12 protein-coding genes are annotated in these 16,540 nt (G+C 73.5%); 9 read left to right on the forward strand and 3 right to left on the reverse strand.

Going from position 1 to position 16,540, the window contains the following annotated elements:
• The first annotated feature begins 25 nt into the window (after window positions 1-25).
• The 3 genes from ABD335_RS23810 to ABD335_RS23820 all read left to right on the forward strand — a co-directional run bounded on the left by ABD335_RS23810 (window position 26) and on the right by ABD335_RS23820 (window position 1,474).
• On the forward strand, window positions 26-592 hold the full coding sequence (locus ABD335_RS23810; protein WP_344327028.1) for a TetR/AcrR family transcriptional regulator: 567 nt from the start codon (window positions 26-28) through the stop codon (window positions 590-592).
• Between the two features lie 118 nt (window positions 593-710).
• A complete protein-coding gene (locus ABD335_RS23815; RefSeq protein WP_344327030.1) occupies window positions 711-941 on the forward strand; it encodes a metallophosphoesterase family protein in 231 nt (76 codons plus the stop codon).
• A gap of 185 nt (window positions 942-1,126) precedes the next feature.
• A complete protein-coding gene (locus tag ABD335_RS23820; RefSeq protein WP_344327032.1) occupies window positions 1,127-1,474 on the forward strand; it encodes a metallophosphoesterase family protein in 348 nt (115 codons plus the stop codon).
• 76 nt (window positions 1,475-1,550) lie between these two features.
• Here ABD335_RS23820 and ABD335_RS23825 read toward each other — a convergent pair whose 3' ends face one another.
• Window positions 1,551-4,466, reverse strand: coding sequence for a glycoside hydrolase family 3 C-terminal domain-containing protein (locus tag ABD335_RS23825; RefSeq protein WP_344327034.1), 2,916 nt, complete (start codon window positions 4,464-4,466; stop codon window positions 1,551-1,553).
• A gap of 318 nt (window positions 4,467-4,784) precedes the next feature.
• Here ABD335_RS23825 and ABD335_RS23830 point away from each other — a divergent pair, with 318 nt between their 5' ends.
• From ABD335_RS23830 to ABD335_RS23850, 5 genes are all read left to right on the forward strand, one after another.
• Window positions 4,785-6,449 carry an extracellular solute-binding protein gene (locus ABD335_RS23830; protein ID WP_344327036.1) on the forward strand — a complete coding sequence of 555 codons (1,665 nt, stop codon included), beginning with the start codon at window positions 4,785-4,787 and terminating at the stop codon, window positions 6,447-6,449.
• A 96-nt stretch (window positions 6,450-6,545) separates the two neighbouring features.
• The gene (locus ABD335_RS23835) at window positions 6,546-7,664 is read left to right on the forward strand and encodes an ABC transporter permease (RefSeq protein ID WP_344327038.1); all 1,119 of its coding nucleotides are present in this window, start codon (window positions 6,546-6,548) and stop codon (window positions 7,662-7,664) included.
• Window positions 7,661-8,590: a carbohydrate ABC transporter permease gene (locus ABD335_RS23840; protein WP_344327040.1), complete on the forward strand. Its 930-nt coding sequence runs from the start codon at window positions 7,661-7,663 to the stop codon at window positions 8,588-8,590. The genes ABD335_RS23835 and ABD335_RS23840 overlap by 4 nt, the downstream gene beginning before the upstream one ends.
• Before the next feature lie 146 nt (window positions 8,591-8,736).
• Window positions 8,737-10,824, forward strand: a complete 2,088-nt coding sequence (locus tag ABD335_RS23845) for a beta-galactosidase (protein WP_344327042.1) — start codon at window positions 8,737-8,739, stop codon at window positions 10,822-10,824.
• Window positions 10,821-11,078 carry a GH12 family glycosyl hydrolase domain-containing protein gene (locus tag ABD335_RS23850; protein WP_344327044.1) on the forward strand — a complete coding sequence of 86 codons (258 nt, stop codon included), beginning with the start codon at window positions 10,821-10,823 and terminating at the stop codon, window positions 11,076-11,078. The genes ABD335_RS23845 and ABD335_RS23850 overlap by 4 nt, the downstream gene beginning before the upstream one ends.
• Here ABD335_RS23850 and ABD335_RS23855 read toward each other — a convergent pair.
• Both ABD335_RS23855 and ABD335_RS23860 read right to left on the reverse strand, forming a co-directional pair.
• Window positions 11,057-13,135, reverse strand: a complete 2,079-nt coding sequence (locus ABD335_RS23855; RefSeq protein ID WP_344327046.1) for a glycoside hydrolase family 31 protein — start codon at window positions 13,133-13,135, stop codon at window positions 11,057-11,059. The genes ABD335_RS23850 and ABD335_RS23855 overlap by 22 nt on opposite strands.
• 43 nt (window positions 13,136-13,178) lie before the next feature.
• Window positions 13,179-14,192, reverse strand: a complete 1,014-nt coding sequence (locus ABD335_RS23860; RefSeq protein WP_344327048.1) for a LacI family DNA-binding transcriptional regulator — start codon at window positions 14,190-14,192, stop codon at window positions 13,179-13,181.
• Window positions 14,193-14,424: 232 nt separating this feature from the next.
• Here ABD335_RS23860 and ABD335_RS23865 point away from each other — a divergent pair, with 232 nt between their 5' ends.
• Window positions 14,425-16,341: an acyl-CoA dehydrogenase family protein gene (locus ABD335_RS23865; RefSeq protein ID WP_344327050.1), complete on the forward strand. Its 1,917-nt coding sequence runs from the start codon at window positions 14,425-14,427 to the stop codon at window positions 16,339-16,341.
• Window positions 16,342-16,540: the final 199 nt, after the last annotated feature.

The raw sequence follows: 16,540 nt of genomic DNA on the forward strand, positions 1-16,540 counted from the left end.
ACACACCAGTAGGTACAGTCCCGGTGTGGGCACCGCGGAGAGACTGATCGAGGCCACGCGGGAACTGCTCAGGGAGCGCGGGTACGTCGGCACCAGCCCCCGGGCCGTCCAGCGGCGCTCGGGCGTCGGCCAGGGCAGCATGTACCACCACTTCGACGGCAAGCCCGCCCTGGCGCTGGCCGCCGTCCGCCGCAGCGCCGGGCAGCTGCGCGCCGCCGCCGAGGCCGACCCGGGCGGGGAGGGGAGCGCGGCCGAGCGCGTCCGGGCCTACCTGCGGCGGGAGCGCTCCGTCCTGCGCGGCTGCCGCATCGGCGGACTCGCCCGGGCCCCGGACGTCGTCGCCGACCCCGAACTGCGCCGACCCTTGGAGGAGACCTTCGACCGGCTGCGCGGACGGATCGCCGCCGTGCTCCGGGAAGGCCGCGAGCGCGGGGAGTTCACGGCGTCCCTCGACCCCGCCGCGACCGCGGCGACGATCGTCGCGGTCGTCCAGGGCGGCTACGTCCTGGCCCGCTCCGCCGCGTCCCCCGACCCCTTCCGGCAGGCCGTCGAGGGGCTGATCGCACTGCTCGACGCCCACACCACCGCCTGAGGAGGCGCCCGCGCACGCCGTGCGGTGCGAGAGCACCCTGCCCGCCGACCACGGCAGGGCCGCCGCCCACGCGGCCGACCGAAGAGCCCCGGAAGACCGGAAGAAACGAGGGAACCGCGTGTTCGTCTTCGCGCACGTCGGCGACATCCACCTGGGCCAGGAGCGGAACGGCGACGGCGGTGCCCGGGCCGCCGAGCGGACCCGGCGGGTCCCGCGCCACCTCGACGAGCCGCCCGGGGAGTTGGACGCCGTCCTGCTCACCGGCGACCTCGCCGACCACGGCGCACCGGACGAGTACGAGCAGGCCGCCGACCTGCTCGCCGGCTCCCGCCACACGTGGCTGCACTGACCCGGCAACCACGATGTGCGCGGCCCGTACCGCGCGGCGCTGCTCGACGGGGACGGCACCGACGGCTCTCCGATCAACCGGGTGCGCCACCTGCCCGGCGCCACCTTCGCCATGTGCGATGCGAGCATTCCGGGCCGGGACGACGGTTGGTTGGACGACGCCACCCTCGCCTGGCCGGACGGGCCTTGGCCGATGCCCCGCCCGGCAACCGCGCCTTCGTCTGCTTCCACCATCCGCCGGTGGACCTCCGCGTCCGGTACGTCGATTCCATCCGGCAGTTCGGCGAGGAGCGCCTCGCCGAGGTGCTCGCCCGGCACCCGCACGTCGTCGGGGTGCTGTGCGGCCACTCCCACACCCCGGCCGCCACCGTCTTCGCGGGGCTGCCGCTGGTGGTCGCCCCCGGCGTGGTCTCCAGCCTGAGGATGTCCTGCGAGGGCCCGCCCCTGCTGGACCACGTCCCGCCGCCGATGTTCGCGTTCCACGTGCCGGCCGACACCGGCCGCCTCACCACGCACTTCCGCGTGGTGCCGTGACGGAGGAGCGCGCGAAGCCGCCGCGGTCCGGCGTCCGGAGGCACCCGGGCCGGACCGCGGCGTGGCCCGCCCGGCGTCAGGTCGCCTCGGCGATCGGGCGGTCGCCGAAGCCCAGACGGGCCAGTCTCACGGGGCCGTGCAGGGTGACGCGCAGATCGTGGACGCCCGAGGGCGGGTCGTCCAGGGAGGCCCGCACGGTGGTGTAGGCGTAGCGGTCGCCGGTGGAGGGGACGGTGAGCGAGGCCAGGGGGCGACCGTCGGCCAGGCGGAGGACGACCTCGGCCGCGCCCGGCTCCTCGCGGGCGGCCGTCACGGCGACACCGGCGGGGCCGGCGCCGAAGTCGCAGGCGCGGAAGGTCAGTTCGCCCGGCTCCGGTCCGGTCGGGGCGACCGCGTCGCCGCGCTCCCGACTCAGGTCCACCAGGCGGGTGCCCCGCTGCTCGTCGTAGTCGACGGCCCGGACGCTCACCACCGGGCGCGGGGCGGGGGGTTCGCCGTCGACGCGGACGGACGCCGTGGCGCGGACGTCGGCGCTGGAGGCGCCGACGTCGACGGCGTAGGTGCCCGGGGCCACCGTCCAGCGACGGTGGGCCACGTCCCAGAAACCGAGGGTCTCGGCGAGCGGAACGGTGAACTCCACTTCCTGCGAGGCGCCGGGCGCCAGACGGATCCGCCGGTGGGCGGCCAGGGCGCGGTGGGGGCGGGGAACCTCCGGGCCGGCGACGTCCACGGCCCGGACGTAGAGCTGGACGACCTCGTCCCCCTCGACCCCGCCGGTGTTGGCCACCGCGCACCGGACGGTCAGCGTCCGGCCGTCGTGGCCGGCCGTCGCCCGGCCGTAGGAGAAGGACGTGTACGACAGCCCGTGGCCGAAGGGGTACAGCGGCGTGCCGTCGAAGTACAGGTACGTGGTGCGGGCGCCGATGACGTCGTACTCCAGCAGGTCGGGCAGGTCGGCGTCGGAGGCGTACCAGGTCTGCGGCAGCCGCCCGCCCGGCGCGACGTCGCCGGCCAGCACGGCGGCCAGGGCCCGTCCGGCCGCCTGCCCGCCGTGGGCCGTCCACAGCAGGGCGGGCAGCGCGGCGTCGGCGTCCGTCACCGCGTACGGGTAGGACGAGGTGAGCACCAGCGCGGTGCGCGGGTTGGCGGCGCGGGCCGCGCGCCAGAGCCGGTCCTGGTGCGGGGGCAGGGCGAGCGTGGTGCGGTCCTCGGTCTCCCGGCCGTTGACGTGCGGGTCGTTGCCGGCGACGACGACCACCGCGTCGGCGTCGGCCGCGGCGGCGGCCACCGCGTCCTCGCCGCGTTCGACCGTCTCCACGGTGAACACCGCGGCCTCTTCGCCGTCCCCGGCAACCTTCACGCCGTCCGCGGCCACTGTCAGGTACCGGCCCGTTCCCCGGTGCCTCAGGAGGTGTCCCGCGCCGTGCGGTCGAAGCTCGAAGGTCTCCTGGACGATCCAGCCGCCCGGCTGCTCGGCCGAGGCGCGCACCAGGCCGTCGTCGGCCACCGACAGGTAGCGGCCGCACGCCGCGCGCAGGGTCAGCACCCCGCCGCCCCAGTCCACCAGGGCGAACTCCCCGGCCGCGCCGGGGTCGGGGGAGACCGTCAGCGGCGGCAGGTCGGTGCGGCCCCGCAGCAGCGCCGGGTCCAGCGCCCCGGCCGCCGCCGGGTCGCCGGTCCCGTCCGCGTCCCCGTCGGGTCCGGTCTCGGGGACGGTCAGCAGGCCGTCCGCGCAGCGCAGCCGCACCCGGTCGGCGCCCTCGGCGTACGTCACGCGGTCGGCGCCGAACCGCTCGCGCAGGCCGTCCAGCGGGGTGGAGCGGCGCAGGAGGGCGCCGCTGTACCAGTCGAGCTTGCACTCGTTCGCCAGCAGGCCGACGACCGCCACCCGCGCGCCCGCCGGCAGCGGCAGCAATCCGTCGTTCTTCAGCAGCACGATCGCCTGCTCGGCGGCCTCGCGGGCCAGTTCCCGGTGCTCGGGGGTGTCGAACGCGGCGTCCCCGCCGTCACCGTCGGCTCCGTCGGGCTCGGGCTCCGGGTCGAACTCGCCCAGGGCGCAGCGCATCGCCAGCAGCCGCCGTACCGCCGCGTCGACGTCGGCGGGCGTGATCAGGCCGCGCTCCAGCGCGCCGCGCACCCGGGCGGTGACGGCGGAGGAGTCCTCGCCGTGGTCGGTGAAGCTGTCCACGCCCGCGCGCAGGGCGGCGGCCGTGGCCTCCTCGTGGTCGGCGAAGTACGCCTGGGAGTCGGCGAGGTTGCTGGGGGCGCCCGCGTCCGAGCAGACCACCAGATCGTGGTCGCACCAGGTGCGCAACTGGTCGGCGAGGAGCGGGGAGAGGTGGTTGGGGCGGCCGTTGACCAGGTTGTAGGCGGGCATCACCCCGGCCACCGCGCCCGCCCGCACCGGGCCGCGGAACGCCGGGAGCTCGTACTCGTGCAGCACCCGCGGCCGCACGGACGCCGAGGAGGTGTCGCGGTCGGTCTCGTTGTTGTGCGCCAGCCAGTGCTTGAGCACCGGGGCGGTGCGCCAGCGCGTGGGGTGGTCGCCGCGCAGCCCGCGGGTGTAGGCGACGGCGATGGCCGCGGTCAGGCGCGGGTCCTCGGAGTAGCCCTCCTCGTTGCGGCCCCACAGCGGGTGGCGCAGCAGGTTGACCGTGGGCGACCAGACGTTCAGGCCCACCCGCGGATCGCGCGCCCGCATCGCGCGGACCTCGCGGCCGACGGCCTCGCCGACGCGGCGCACCAGCTCGTCGTTCCAGGTGGCCCCGAGCCCCACCGCCTGGGGGAAGACGGTCGCCGGTCCCATCCAGGCCACGCCGTGCAGGGCCTCCTGGCCGGTGCGGAAGGCGGCCACGCCGAGACGTTCCACGGCGGGGGCGAACTGGTGGAGCATCGCGACGCGCTCGTCGAGCGTGAGCCTCCCCAACAGGTCGTCGACGCGCTCGCGGACGGGCAGCCCCGGATCGCGGAAGGGCGGCTGGTCGGTGCTCACGGACAGGTCCCCTCCGGATGGGTGTGCGCGGCGGTGGACACCGCGACGGCTCATGATTCGAAGCGCTTCGATGCTGAAGTGACGCGGGGGCGGGTGTCAAGGCATGGAACCGCAACGGCCGGTTCCCGTCGCGTACTTCCCGAGACAGAGGGGCACTTGTGCACTTTGACGTTTCTCCGTCCCGACCCTTGCGCGGTATGACCCTCACACTTAATCTCGGCGCAATATCGAAGCGCTTCGACCCACTTGCCCGACCGGCGGGACCCAGCCGTCCGTCCCGTCCGTCCCGCCGACGCGCCGCCACGAAGGGTTGCCACCATGTCCCAGACCCACAGCCCGAGCCGGAGAACGTTCCTCGCCTCCACGGCCGTCGCCGCCGCCGTGGCCGGCGGGGCGCCGCTGCTGTCGGCGTGCTCCTCCGGGGGCGAGGGCCGCACCGAGGGCACGACGACGAGGAAGGACGCGGAGAAGATCGTTCCGGCGTACGCGGCCTCCCGCGTCGTCGAGCCGGACATCCCCGGCGAGAACGGGTCCCGCCCCGGCTTCACCGGCAGGGCCGAGCCGTACGGGAAGCTGCCGGCCTCGGTCCCGGAGAAGATGGGCAAGGGCGGCAAGGTCACCGTCATGAGCCCGCTGTGGGGCACCCCGCCCGAGAAGGACTGCGCCTACTACCGGGCCGTCGACGAGGCCATCGGCGTGCACGTCGACTGGCGGACGCAGGACGGCAACACCTACGGCGAGAAGCTCGGCGCGGTGCTCGCCTCCAGCGGCATCCCCGACATGGTGGTGATCCCCGGCTGGGAGATGCAGGGCAAGATCCACAGCGCCATCGACAGCCGCTTCGCCGACCTCGGCCCCCACCTCTCGGGCGAGAAGGCGAAGAAGTACCCCAACCTCGCCGCCATCCCCACCGAGGCGTGGCGGATGTCCATCTTCAGCGGGAAGTTGAAGGGTCTGCCCCTGCCCGCCGGCGCGGTGGACATCATCATCCCCTACTACCGCCAGGACGTCTTCGAGGACAAGGGCTGGGAGGTGCCCACCAGCGCGCAGGAGTTCATGGACCTCGCCAAGGAGATCACCGCCCCCAAGGCCAAGGTGTGGGCCTGCGAGGACATGAAGTGGACGGCGTTCAACGTCTTCGGCACGCTGCCGGAGAAGCCCTACTGCTGGGAGTGGCAGGGGAAGAAGCTGGTCCACCGCATCGAGACGGACAACTACCTCGAAGCACTGGAGTGGACCCGCAAGCTCTACGCCGCCGGGGTCGTCCACCCCGACGCCATGGCCGTGCGCGGCGACGCCGGCACCCGGTTCACCGCCGGCCAGTCGATGATGACCAACGACGGCAACGCCAAGTGGTACGGCTGGACCTTCGAGCAACGGGACCGGAACCCGGACTTCCGTGTCGCGGGCATGGACATCTTCGGCCACGACGGCGGCGACCCGCGGCTGTACTTCGCCAAGCCGGCCGACATCTGGGCGTTCATCAACAAGAAGGCGTCCCGGGAGACGGTCGAGGAGTGCCTGGCCATCGCCAACTTCGCCGCCGCCCCCTACGGGACGAAGGAGAACCGCCTGATCCGGTACGGCGTCGAGGGCACCCACTACACGCTGAAGGACGGCGTGCCCGCCAAGACCCCCCAGGGGGTCACCGAGGTCCAGGACACCTACTTCTTCACCGCCGGCCCCGAGGCCGTCGCCGCCTTCCCCGACCACCCGCAGGTCGTGAGGGACTGGTGCGGCTGGCAGCGGCGGATGGGCGCGTTCATGAGGAAGCCGCTGCTGTACGGGATGCAGGTCCGCGAGCCCAACCGGTGGGCCAACCTCGGCGACCAGTTCGAGGACCTGGAGGACGACGTCGTGCGCGGCCGCAAGAAGATCTCCGACATGCAGCGGGCCATCGAGGACTGGCGCAGGGCCGGTGGCGACGAGCTGCGCGACTGGTACCGGAAGCTGATCGACGAGGTCGGCGAGTCCGCCGCCTGACCCACCCGCGCACCGAGGCGACCGGCCCGGCGCGGGCGGCACCCGACGCGCCCCCGCACCGGGCCGGAGCCGAGCAACGCCGACGAGGAGAGACGCGTGTCGCACAGCACGGCCCCGGGCGAGGCACCGGCCGGAGGCACCGGCCCCACCGGCATGGCCCCGGCCCCCCACATCGCGCCGGCCGCACCGGCCGGCTCGCCCACGGCGGACGGCGACCCGCCGGACGGCCGGCCGGCCGGCGGACGGCGTACGCGCCGGAAGGCGGCGCGGGCCTCCGTGCCGCCCGGCGGCGTCACCTGGCGGCACCGGCTCCGCCGCGACCGCACCCTGGTGCTGATGACGCTGCCCGCGCTGCTGCTGGTGCTGGTCTTCGCCTACGTCCCGCTGCTGGGCAACGCCGTCGCCTTCAAGGAGTTCGACCCCTACATCGGCGAGTCCTTCCTCGAGAGCTTCGAGCTGAGCCCCTGGGTCGGCTTCGAGCAGTTCCAGCGGATGGGTGAGGACCCCTACTTCTGGGCGGCCGTCGAGAACACCCTGGTGATCTTCCTCATCCAACTGGTGTTCTTCTTCCCCGTCCCGATCCTGCTGGCCCTGCTGATCAACAGCGTCGTCAGCCCACGGGTGCGGGCCTGGGTGCAGGGTGTCCTGTACCTGCCGCACTTCTTCTCCTGGGTGCTGGTCATCACCGTCTTCCAGCAGATCTTCGGAGGCGCGGGCATCATCGCCCAGGTCATGCGGGAGCACGGCGGGGGCGGTTTCGACCTGATGACCGACCCCGGCTTCTTCAAGTTCCTCGTCACCTTCCAGCTCGTCTGGAAGGACGCCGGCTGGGGCGTCATCGTCTTCCTCGCCGCGCTGGCCGCCGTCAACCACGAGCTGTACGAGGCCGCCGCCGTGGACGGCGCCGACCGGTGGCGCCGGATGTGGCACGTCACCCTGCCCGCGCTGCGCCCGGTGATCGCGATGCTGCTGGTGCTGCGCGTCGGCGACGCCCTCACCGTCGGCTTCGAACAGATCCTGCTCCAGCGCAGGGCGGTGGGCACGGGGGCCAGTGAGGTGCTGGACACCTACGTGTGGAACGTCGGCCTGGAGAACGGCGACTTCGGTTACGCGGCGGCCGTCGGCATCGTCAAGGGGATCTTCGGACTGGTGCTGGTGCTGGCCGCCAACAAGACCGCCCACCTGCTGGGCGAGCAGGGGGTGTACAAGAAGTGAGCGTTCTGACCGAGGACCGCGAGCGGGAGGGCCCGGACGCCCGGACGCGTCCGGTCTGGGAGGAGCCGCCCGGCCGCGTCGGCCTCACCGCCAAGGGCGCGGTGCTGGCCGTGGCCTGCCTGGCGATCCTCTTCCCCCTGTGGATCGTGGTCGTCACCAGCCTGTCGTCGGCCGAGACCATCCGGGAGGCGGGCGGCCTGGTGATCGTGCCCGACGGCATCACCTTCGAGGCCTACCGCGAGCTGCTCGGCGGCGGCCAGGTCACCCGGGCGACGGTCGTCAGCCTGGGCGTCACCGTCGTCGGCACGCTGTTCAGCATGACCGTCTCGGTGCTGTGCGCCTACGGACTCTCGCGCCCCGGCTCCTTCGGCCACCGGCCGATGCTGATGACGCTGCTGGCCACGATGTTCTTCGGCGCCGGCCTGATCCCCACCTACCTGCTGGTGCAGGCCCTCGGCCTGATCGACACCTACGCCTCGCTGATCCTGCCCAGCGCGGTGAGCGTGTTCAACATCCTGGTGCTGCGGGCGTTCTTCATGGGCACCGCGCCGGAGCTGATCGACAGCGCCCGCATCGACGGCGCCGGGGACTTCCGCATCCTGTGGCGGATCGTGATGCCGCTGTCCCGGCCCGTGCTGGCGGTGATCTCGCTGTTCTACGCGGTCGGCTACTGGAGCGCCTGGTTCAACGCCTCGATCTACCTCAACGACCAGAGCAAGATGCCGCTCCAGGTCGTGCTCAACCAGATCGTCCTGGAGGGACAGCGCCCGACCGGCATGTCCCAGATCGTCAACACCGGCCAGATCCACGCCCTGTCGGTGCAGATGGCGGTCATGGTGCTGGCCCTGGTGCCGGTGGCCGTGCTCTCCCCCTTCGTCCAGAAGCACTTCAAGAAGGGCATGCTCATCGGCGCCGTCAAGGGCTGACCCGGCACGCCCCACCCCCACCCTCGTCCCCCGGCAGTGAGGTCCACCCCCATGACACACCACCCCCAGGCCGAGGGCGTCCTCGCGAGAGGGCGCTCCGCGCCGCGCGGCACCGACGGCCGCCGCGTCCGGCACGGGGACCCGCGGTGACGTCCCCGCGCAGGCCCTCCCTGAGCGACGTCACCCGCGGCCGGCTGCTGTACGGCGGCGACTACAACCCCGAGCAGTGGCCCGAGGAGGTCTGGCACGAGGACATGGCGCTGATGCGCGAGGCCGGGGTCAACCTCGTCACCGTCGGCGTCTTCTCCTGGTCCCGCATCGAACCCCGCCCCGGCGCCCGCGACTTCGGCTGGCTGGACCGCGTCCTGGACCTGCTCCACGACAACGGGATCGGCGTCTGCCTGGCCACCCCCACCGCCTCCCCGCCCCCCTGGATGGGCGCCCGCCACCCCGAGACCCTGCCGCGCGACGAGACGGGAGCGGTCGTCTGGTACGGCTCGCGCAACCACTTCTGCGCCTCCTCGCCCGTCTACCGAGACCACGCCCTGCGCATCGCCGCCGACCTCGCCGACCGCTACGGCGACCACCCCGCGCTGCGGCTGTGGCACGTGAACAACGAGTACGGCACCTCCTGCTGGTGCGATACGACCGCCCGCCACTTCCGCCGCTGGCTGCGGCGGCGGTACGGCGACCTGGAGGCGCTCAACGACGCCTGGGGCACGGCCTTCTGGAGCCAGCGCTACGACGACTGGGAGGAGATCGTCCCGCCGCGCCGCGCCCAGTACCTGCCCAACCCCGCCCAGACGCTGGACTTCCGCCGCTTCACCAGCGACGCCCTGCTGGAGTGCTTCACCGCCGAACGCGACGTGCTGGCGAGGCGCACCCCGCACATCCCCGTCACCACCAACTTCATGCCGCTGTTCGTGGGCCAGGACGGCTGGGCCTGGGCGGAGCGGGAGGACGTGGTCTCCGTCGACCTCTACCCCGACCCCGCCGCTCCGGAAGGCCCCGACGGCGCCGCGCTGGGCGCCCTGGTGCAGGACCTCACCCGCTCCCAGGCGCGCGGCCCCTGGCTGCTGATGGAGCAGGCCGCCGGGGCCGTCAACTGGCGCGGTGTCAACCACCCCAAGCCCGAGGGGCTGACGCGCCTGTGGTCGCTGCAGGCCGTGGCGCGCGGCGCGGACGGGATCTGCTTCTTCCAGTGGCGCCAGTCCCGGCAGGGCGGCGAGAAGTTCCACTCCGCGATGGTCCCCCACGCCGGCAGGCGGAGCCGCACCTTCCGGCAGGTCCGCGAGCTGGGCGCGGACCTGGGCGCGTTGGGCGGGGTCACGGGCGCCTCCGTCCCCGCGAGGGCGGCCGTCCTCCACGACTGGAACGCCTGGTGGGCCGGCCTCCAGCAGGGCCGCCCCTCGAACCGCCTGAGCTACGAGGAACCACTGCGCGCCTGGCACCGCGCCCTGTGGGAACTCAATCTGACCTGCGACTTCGCCCATCCCGAGGCGGAGTTGACGCCTTACGCGCTCGTCGTCGCCCCCCACCTGTACCTGCTCACCGACGCGGCCCTGGACAACCTCGCCGCCCACGTCCGCGGCGGCGGCACCCTGGTCTGCGGCTTCTTCACCGGCGTCGCCGACGCGGACGACCGGATCCGCGAGGGCGGCATGGACGCCCGGCTGCGCGAGGTACTGGGCATCGACCTCGTCCACGAGTGGTGGCCGATGGCCGAGGGCGAGGTCCAGCACCTCGCCCTCGACGCCCTCCTCGTCTCCGACGCCGGCGCCCGGCTGTGGCGCGAGGACCTGGAGACGGCCGGCGCCGAGACCGTGGCCTCCTACCGGGGCGGCGAGCTCCACGGGCGCCCCGCCGTCACCCGCCACGCCTTCGGCGCCGGCACCGCCTGGTACCTGACCACCCTTCCCGACCCCGACACGCTGCGCGCCCTGCTGGGGCGCGCGGCCCACGAGGCGGGCGTACGGCCTCCGCTGCCCGATCTGCCCACGGGAGTGGAGGCCGTACGCCGCGGCGGACTGCTGTTCCTCCTCAACCACCGCCGCGACCCGGTCGCCGTCCCCCTGCCCGTCCCGGCGGCCGACCTGCTCACCGGGCGGCGGTACGAGCGGCACGTCCCGCTCGGCCGCCACGGCGCCGTCGTCCTGCGCGAGGAACTCCCCGCGCGCGGCGGTCGCCGACGCCCGCCCCCACCGGATCCCCCCACGACGAAGGAATCCCCATGAGCGACCGCCCTCCCACACCGGCCGGCGCCACCTGGGACCTCCACCAGGGCGACATCGGCCGGAAGGCCCACTCCTCCGTGCGGACCTCCAACACCGCCTCCGTCGACCCGGACCCGGACGACTTCCTCCAGGCCCGGGAGGACCGCGGCTCGCCGAGCCCGACCGAGTACCTCTCCGGCGTCGAGGCGGGCACCGAGGTGTTCACCGGTCGGGCCCGCCTCGACACCACGGCCTACTCGGTCGACGTCCGCTGATCCGCCGGCTCCTCCCGGATCGGCAGCTCGACGCCGTCCCGGAGGAAGAGCGGGATCCTCTCCAGGGGGGCGGGCACGGTCACGGACCCGCCCCCTCGGTACGTCTCGCCCGTCCAGGCGTCCGTCCACTCCGCGCCCGCCGGGAGGTGGACGGCGCGCTCCCGGGCGCCCGCCTCCAGCACGGGCGCCACCAGCAGGTCGGGGCCGAGCAGGAAGGCGTCGGCGACGTCCCAGGCGTCCGGGTCGTCGGGGAACTCCAGGAACAGCGGCCGCATCGGCGGCAGCCCCTCGGTGTGGGCGGTGCGCATCTGCGCCAGCAGGTACGGCTTGAGGCGCTCGCGCAGCCGCAGGTAGGAGGCCATGACCTCCCCGGCCTCCTCGCCGTAGGACCACACCTCGTTGGGGCCGCCCGTCATCCGCGGCCCCAACGGCATCCCCGGCTCGCGGAAGCCGTGCAGCCGCATCAGCGGGGAGAGCGCGCCGAACTGGAACCAGCGCACCATCACCTCGCGGTACGCCGGGTCGTCGGGGTCGCCGCCGTGGAAGCCGCCGATGTCGGTGTTCCACCAGGGGATGCCGGACAGGGCGGTGTTGAGCCCGGCCGCGAGCTGGCGGCGCAGGGTGGCGAAGTCGGTGCCGATGTCGCCGGACCACAGGGCGGCGCCGTAGCGCTGGGAGCCCGCCCAGGCCGAACGGTTGAGCGTGATGATCTCGCCGACGCCCTCGGCGGCCAGACCGTCGTGGAAGGTGCGGGCGTTCTCGCGGGGGTAGAGGTTGGCCACCTCCAGGCCGGGACCGGCGTGGTAGCGCAGGTTGGCGGAGAAGCCCGGCTTCAGCTCCGGCTCCCCGGCGTCCAGCCAGAAGGCCGTGATGCCGTGCGCCACGTAGTTCTCCCGGACGCGGGACCACACGAAGTCGCGGGCCTCGGGGTTGGTGGCGTCGTAGAAGGCGACCTGGACCGGCTCGGCGACCCCCTTGTCCGGCCAGTCGGCGTGCGCCAGCGGCCCGTACTCGGTGCCGATGAACAGCCCCCGGTGCTCCATCGGTCGGTGGTTCTCGCTCAGCGGCGAGACCGAGGGCCACACCGAGACCACCAGCTTGACGCCCAGCTCCTCCAACTCCCTCACCATCGCGGCCGGGTCGGGCCACTCGGCGGGGTCGAACCGCCACTCGCCCAGGTGCGTCCAGTGGAAGAAGTCGCAGACGATCGCCGAGATCGGCAGGTCCCGCTTGCGGTACTCGCGGGCCACCGACAGCAGCTCCTCCTGGGTGCGGTAGCGCAGCTTGCACTGCCAGAAGCCGGCCGCCCACTCCGGGAGCATCGGGGTGCGGCCGGTGGCGGCGGAGTAGCGGCGCTGGGCGGCGGCCGGGTCCCCGGCGGTGATCCAGTAGTCGATCTGACGGGCGGAGTCGGCCACCCAGCGGGTGCCGTTGTGCGCCAGCTCCACCCGGCCGACGGCCGGGTTGTTCCACAGCAGGGTGTAGCCGCGGCTGGAGGTCAGGACGGGGATGGACACCTCGGCGTTGCGCTGGACGAGGTCGATCACCGTGCCCTTCTGGTCCAGCAGCCCGTGCTGGTGCTGGCCCAGGCCGTACAGCCGCTCGCCCTCGTACGCCGCGAAGCGCTGCTCCAGGCGGTGGTAGCCGTTGCCGGTGGCGGTGTGCAGCCGGGAGCCGGGCCACCAGAAGTGGGCGCGGTCCTCCGCCAGCAGCTCGGCGCCGTCGTCGGTGCGCAGGAAACGCACCATGCCCTCGGCGCCGACCACGGCGGTGATCGCGCCGCAGGTCACCAGGGCGTACCCGTCCTCGATCCGGATCTCGGCGTCCTCCTCGGCGGGCGGCGGCTCCTCCAACAGCGCGCCCGGCAGCCCGTCGAGGACGGGACCGCCCAGCCGGGCCCGGACCCGGACGGCGTCCGGGCCCCAGGGCTCCACGCGCAGGGTCTCCTGCCGCCCGCTCCACTCCAGCGCGCCGTCGCGCGTCCGGAACGTGCCGCGGGTGGGGGAGGGCTGGGCCAGGGACGACGGCGGAGGGGAGAAGAGGGCGGATGTGGTCACGGTGCTCCTGGGGCTCGTCGGCGGACTGGTCGGGTGTGACGTGTCAGTGGACGGTGGGCGCCGGGCCGGAACTGGACCGCACGGTCAGCCGGGGCGGCAGCAGGTCGAGCAGGCTCTCCTCCTGGCCGCGCACCTTCGCCATCACCAGCTCGACCGCCCGCCGCCCCATCTCCTGGGCGGGGATGGCCACGGAGGTCAGGCGCACGGACGCCTGGACGGCCACCGGGTCGGGGCAGATGGCCACCACCGAGACGTCCTCGGGGACGGCCTTGCCCGACTGGCGCAGCAGGCTGAGCAGCGGGTCGATGACCGCCTCGTTCTGCACGATGAAGGCGGTGGTGTTCGGGCGTTCGTCGAGGATCCGGGCGAGCGTCCCGGCCATCGCCGCGTAGCTGCCCTCGCAGGGCCGGTGCAGCAGCCGCACCCCCAGCTCGGCGGCGCGGGCGCGCAGTCCGTCCCGGGTCCGCTCGGCGAAACCGGTGTGGCGCTCGTAGACGGCGGCGGCCTCGCCGACCACCGCGATGTCGCGGTGCCCCAGCTCGGCCAGGTGCTCCACGCACAGCGCGCCGGTGGCGGTGAAGTCCAGGTCGACGCAGGTGAGGCCGGTCGGGTCGGCGGGGATGCCGATCAGCACGGCGGGACGCCCGGCCTCGCGCAGCAGCGGCAGCCGGGCGTCGTCCAGCTCGACGTCCATCAGGATCATGGCGTCGGCCAGTCCGCTGCCCACCACCCGGCGCACGGCCGCGGGCCCCTCCTCGCCGGTCAGCAGCAGGACGTCGTGGTCGTGGGAGCGCGCGGTGGTGGCGACGGCCAGCGCGATCTCCATCATCACCGGCACGTACATGTCGGTGCGCAGCGGCATCATCAGCGCGATGATGTTCGACCTGTTGCTGGCCAGCGCCCGCGCGCCGGCGTTGGGGTGGTAGCCCAGCTCGCGGATGCTCCGCTCCACGCGCTCCCGGGTGGCGGCGGAGATGGAACGCTTGCCGCTGAGGACGTAGCTCACGGTGCTGGCGGAGACTCCGGCGTGCCGGGCGACCTCGGCGAGAGTGACCATGGGCTCTCCAGGGCGGTGCGGGAAGCGGCAGGTGAAGCGCTTCGACAAAGAATCTGCGGACCGACCCTAGACCGGAGCCGACCGGCTGTCCAGATGCCGTACCTCTGGTTGTCGAAGCGCTTCAACTGAAGGTTCGTTCCCCGGTACGCAGCGCGCGAGGGTCGTTACATACCGTATGAAAGGGGTACATACGCCTGGGTAGCACCCGTCGGCAGTGCGAGGTGAGCCCGCGATGACCGTCTCCGAACGCGAAGCACGACAGGTGGCCGAGGCCGCGAGGGAGCAGCACTGGCGCAAGCCGAGCTTCGCCAAAGAGCTCTTCCTCGGCCGCTTCCGCCTCGACCTGATCCACCCCCACCCCCGACCCGCCGACGAGGACGTCCTGCGCGGCGAGCGGTTCCTCGCCCGGCTGCGGGACTTCTGCGAGACCTCGGTGGACGGCCTCCTCATCGAACGCGAGGGCCGCGTCCCCGACGAGGTGATCAAGGGCCTGAAGTCCATCGGCGCGTTCGGCATGAAGATCGACCCGAGGTACGGCGGCCTGGGGCTGAGCCAACTCCACTACAACAGGGCCCTCGCCCTGGCCGCCTCGGCCTGCCCCGCCATCGGCGCGCTGCTCTCGGCCCACCAGTCCATCGGCGTCCCCCAGCCGTTGAAGCTCTTCGGCACCGACGAGCAGAAGGAGACCTTCCTGCCGCGCTGCGCCGCCGGCGACATCTCGGCGTTCCTGCTCACCGAGCCGGACGTCGGGTCCGACCCGGCCCGGCTGGCCACCACCGCCACGCCCGACGGCGACACCTACGTCCTGGACGGCGTGAAGCTGTGGACCACCAACGGCGTCGTCGCCGACCTGCTCGTCGTCATGGCGCGCGTGCCGAAGTCCGAGGGGCACCCCGGCGGCATCACCGCCTTCGTCGTCGAGGCCGACTCCGAGGGCATCACCGTGGAGCACCGCAACGCCTTCATGGGCCTGCGCGGCATCGAGAACGGCGTCACCCGCCTCCACCGCGTCCGCGTCCCGGCCGCCAATCGGATCGGCCCCGAGGGCGCGGGCCTGAAGATCGCGCTGACCACCCTCAACACCGGGCGCCTCTCCCTGCCCGCGATGTGCGCGGGCGCGGGCAAGTGGTGTCTGAAGATCGCCCGCGAGTGGTCCGCCGCCCGCGAACAGTGGGGCAAGCCGATCGCCCACCACGAGGCCGTCGGCGCCAAGATCTCCTTCATCGCCGCGACCACCTTCGCCCTGGAGGCCGTCCTCGACCTGTCCTCCCAGATGGCCGACGAGGACCGCACCGACATCCGCATCGAGGCCGCCCTCGCCAAGCTCTACGCCTCCGAGACGGCCTACCGGATGGCGGACGAGCTGGTCCAGATCCGCGGCGGACGCGGCTTCGAGACCGCCGACTCCCTCGCCGCCCGCGGCGAACGCGGCGTACCGGCCGAGCAGATCCTGCGCGACCTGCGCATCAACCGCATCTTCGAGGGCTCCACCGAGATCATGCACCTGCTCATCGCCCGCGAGGCCGTCGACGCCCACCTGTCGGTCGCGGGCGACCTGATCGACCCCGACAAGGCGCTCGCCGACAAGGGGAAGGCGGCCGTCCGCGCCGCCGGCTTCTACGCCCGCTGGCTGCCGAAACTGGTCGCCGGCCCCGGCCAACTCCCCGGCACCTACCGGGACTTCCATCCGGCCGGCCACCCGAACCTGGCGGCCCACCTGCGCTACGTCGAGCGCGCGTCCCGCCGGCTGGCCCGCGCCACCTTCCACGGCATGTCCCGCTGGCAGGGGAAGCTGGAGGCCAAACAGGGCTTCCTGGGCAGGATCGTGGACATCGGCGCCGAACTGTTCGCCATGAGCGCGGCCTGCGTCCGGGCCGAGATGCTGCGCTCCGACGGCGAGCACGGCCGCGCGGCCTACCAACTCGCCGACGCGTTCTGCCGCCAGGCCCGCATCCGCGTCGAGGAACTCTTCGACCGGCTGTGGACCAACACCGACGCCGTCGACCGCGCGGTCGTCCGCGGCGTCCTGGGCGGCGTCTACACCTGGCTGGAGGAGGGGATCATCGACCCCTCCACCCCCGGCCCCTGGATCGCGGACACCACGCCGGGCGCCCCCACCGGGCCCGACGTCCACCGCACCATCGGCTGACCACCGACCGACCGCCGGCCGACCGTCGCCGCGCTCGTCGGCCGGAGCCCCCCGGACGACCGAGCCGTGTCACGCGCCCGGGACGTGCGGAGGGAGCCGGCAAAGGTCGGCGGGCACCGCTCGGCCGGGGCCGCGGCCCCGGCCGAGCGCGGCCCCGGCGGAACTCCAGGGGCCGACCCCGCTCCACCACGACCGCGAT

The sequence above is a fragment of the Streptomyces macrosporus genome, from assembly GCF_039533145.1.
Lineage (GTDB): Bacteria > Actinomycetota > Actinomycetes > Streptomycetales > Streptomycetaceae > Streptomyces > Streptomyces macrosporus.

Excerpts from the sequence above, each read along its gene's own strand:
- ABD335_RS23865 (WP_344327050.1), top strand. The coding sequence starts at position 14,425 with ATGACCGTCTCCGAACGCGAAGCACGACAGGTGGCCGAGGCCGCGAGG.
- ABD335_RS23850 (WP_344327044.1), top strand. The coding sequence starts at position 10,821 with ATGAGCGACCGCCCTCCCACACCGGCCGGCGCCACCTGGGACCTCCAC.
- ABD335_RS23860 (WP_344327048.1), bottom strand. The coding sequence starts at position 14,192 with ATGGTCACTCTCGCCGAGGTCGCCCGGCACGCCGGAGTCTCCGCCAGC.
- ABD335_RS23830 (WP_344327036.1), top strand. The coding sequence starts at position 4,785 with ATGTCCCAGACCCACAGCCCGAGCCGGAGAACGTTCCTCGCCTCCACG.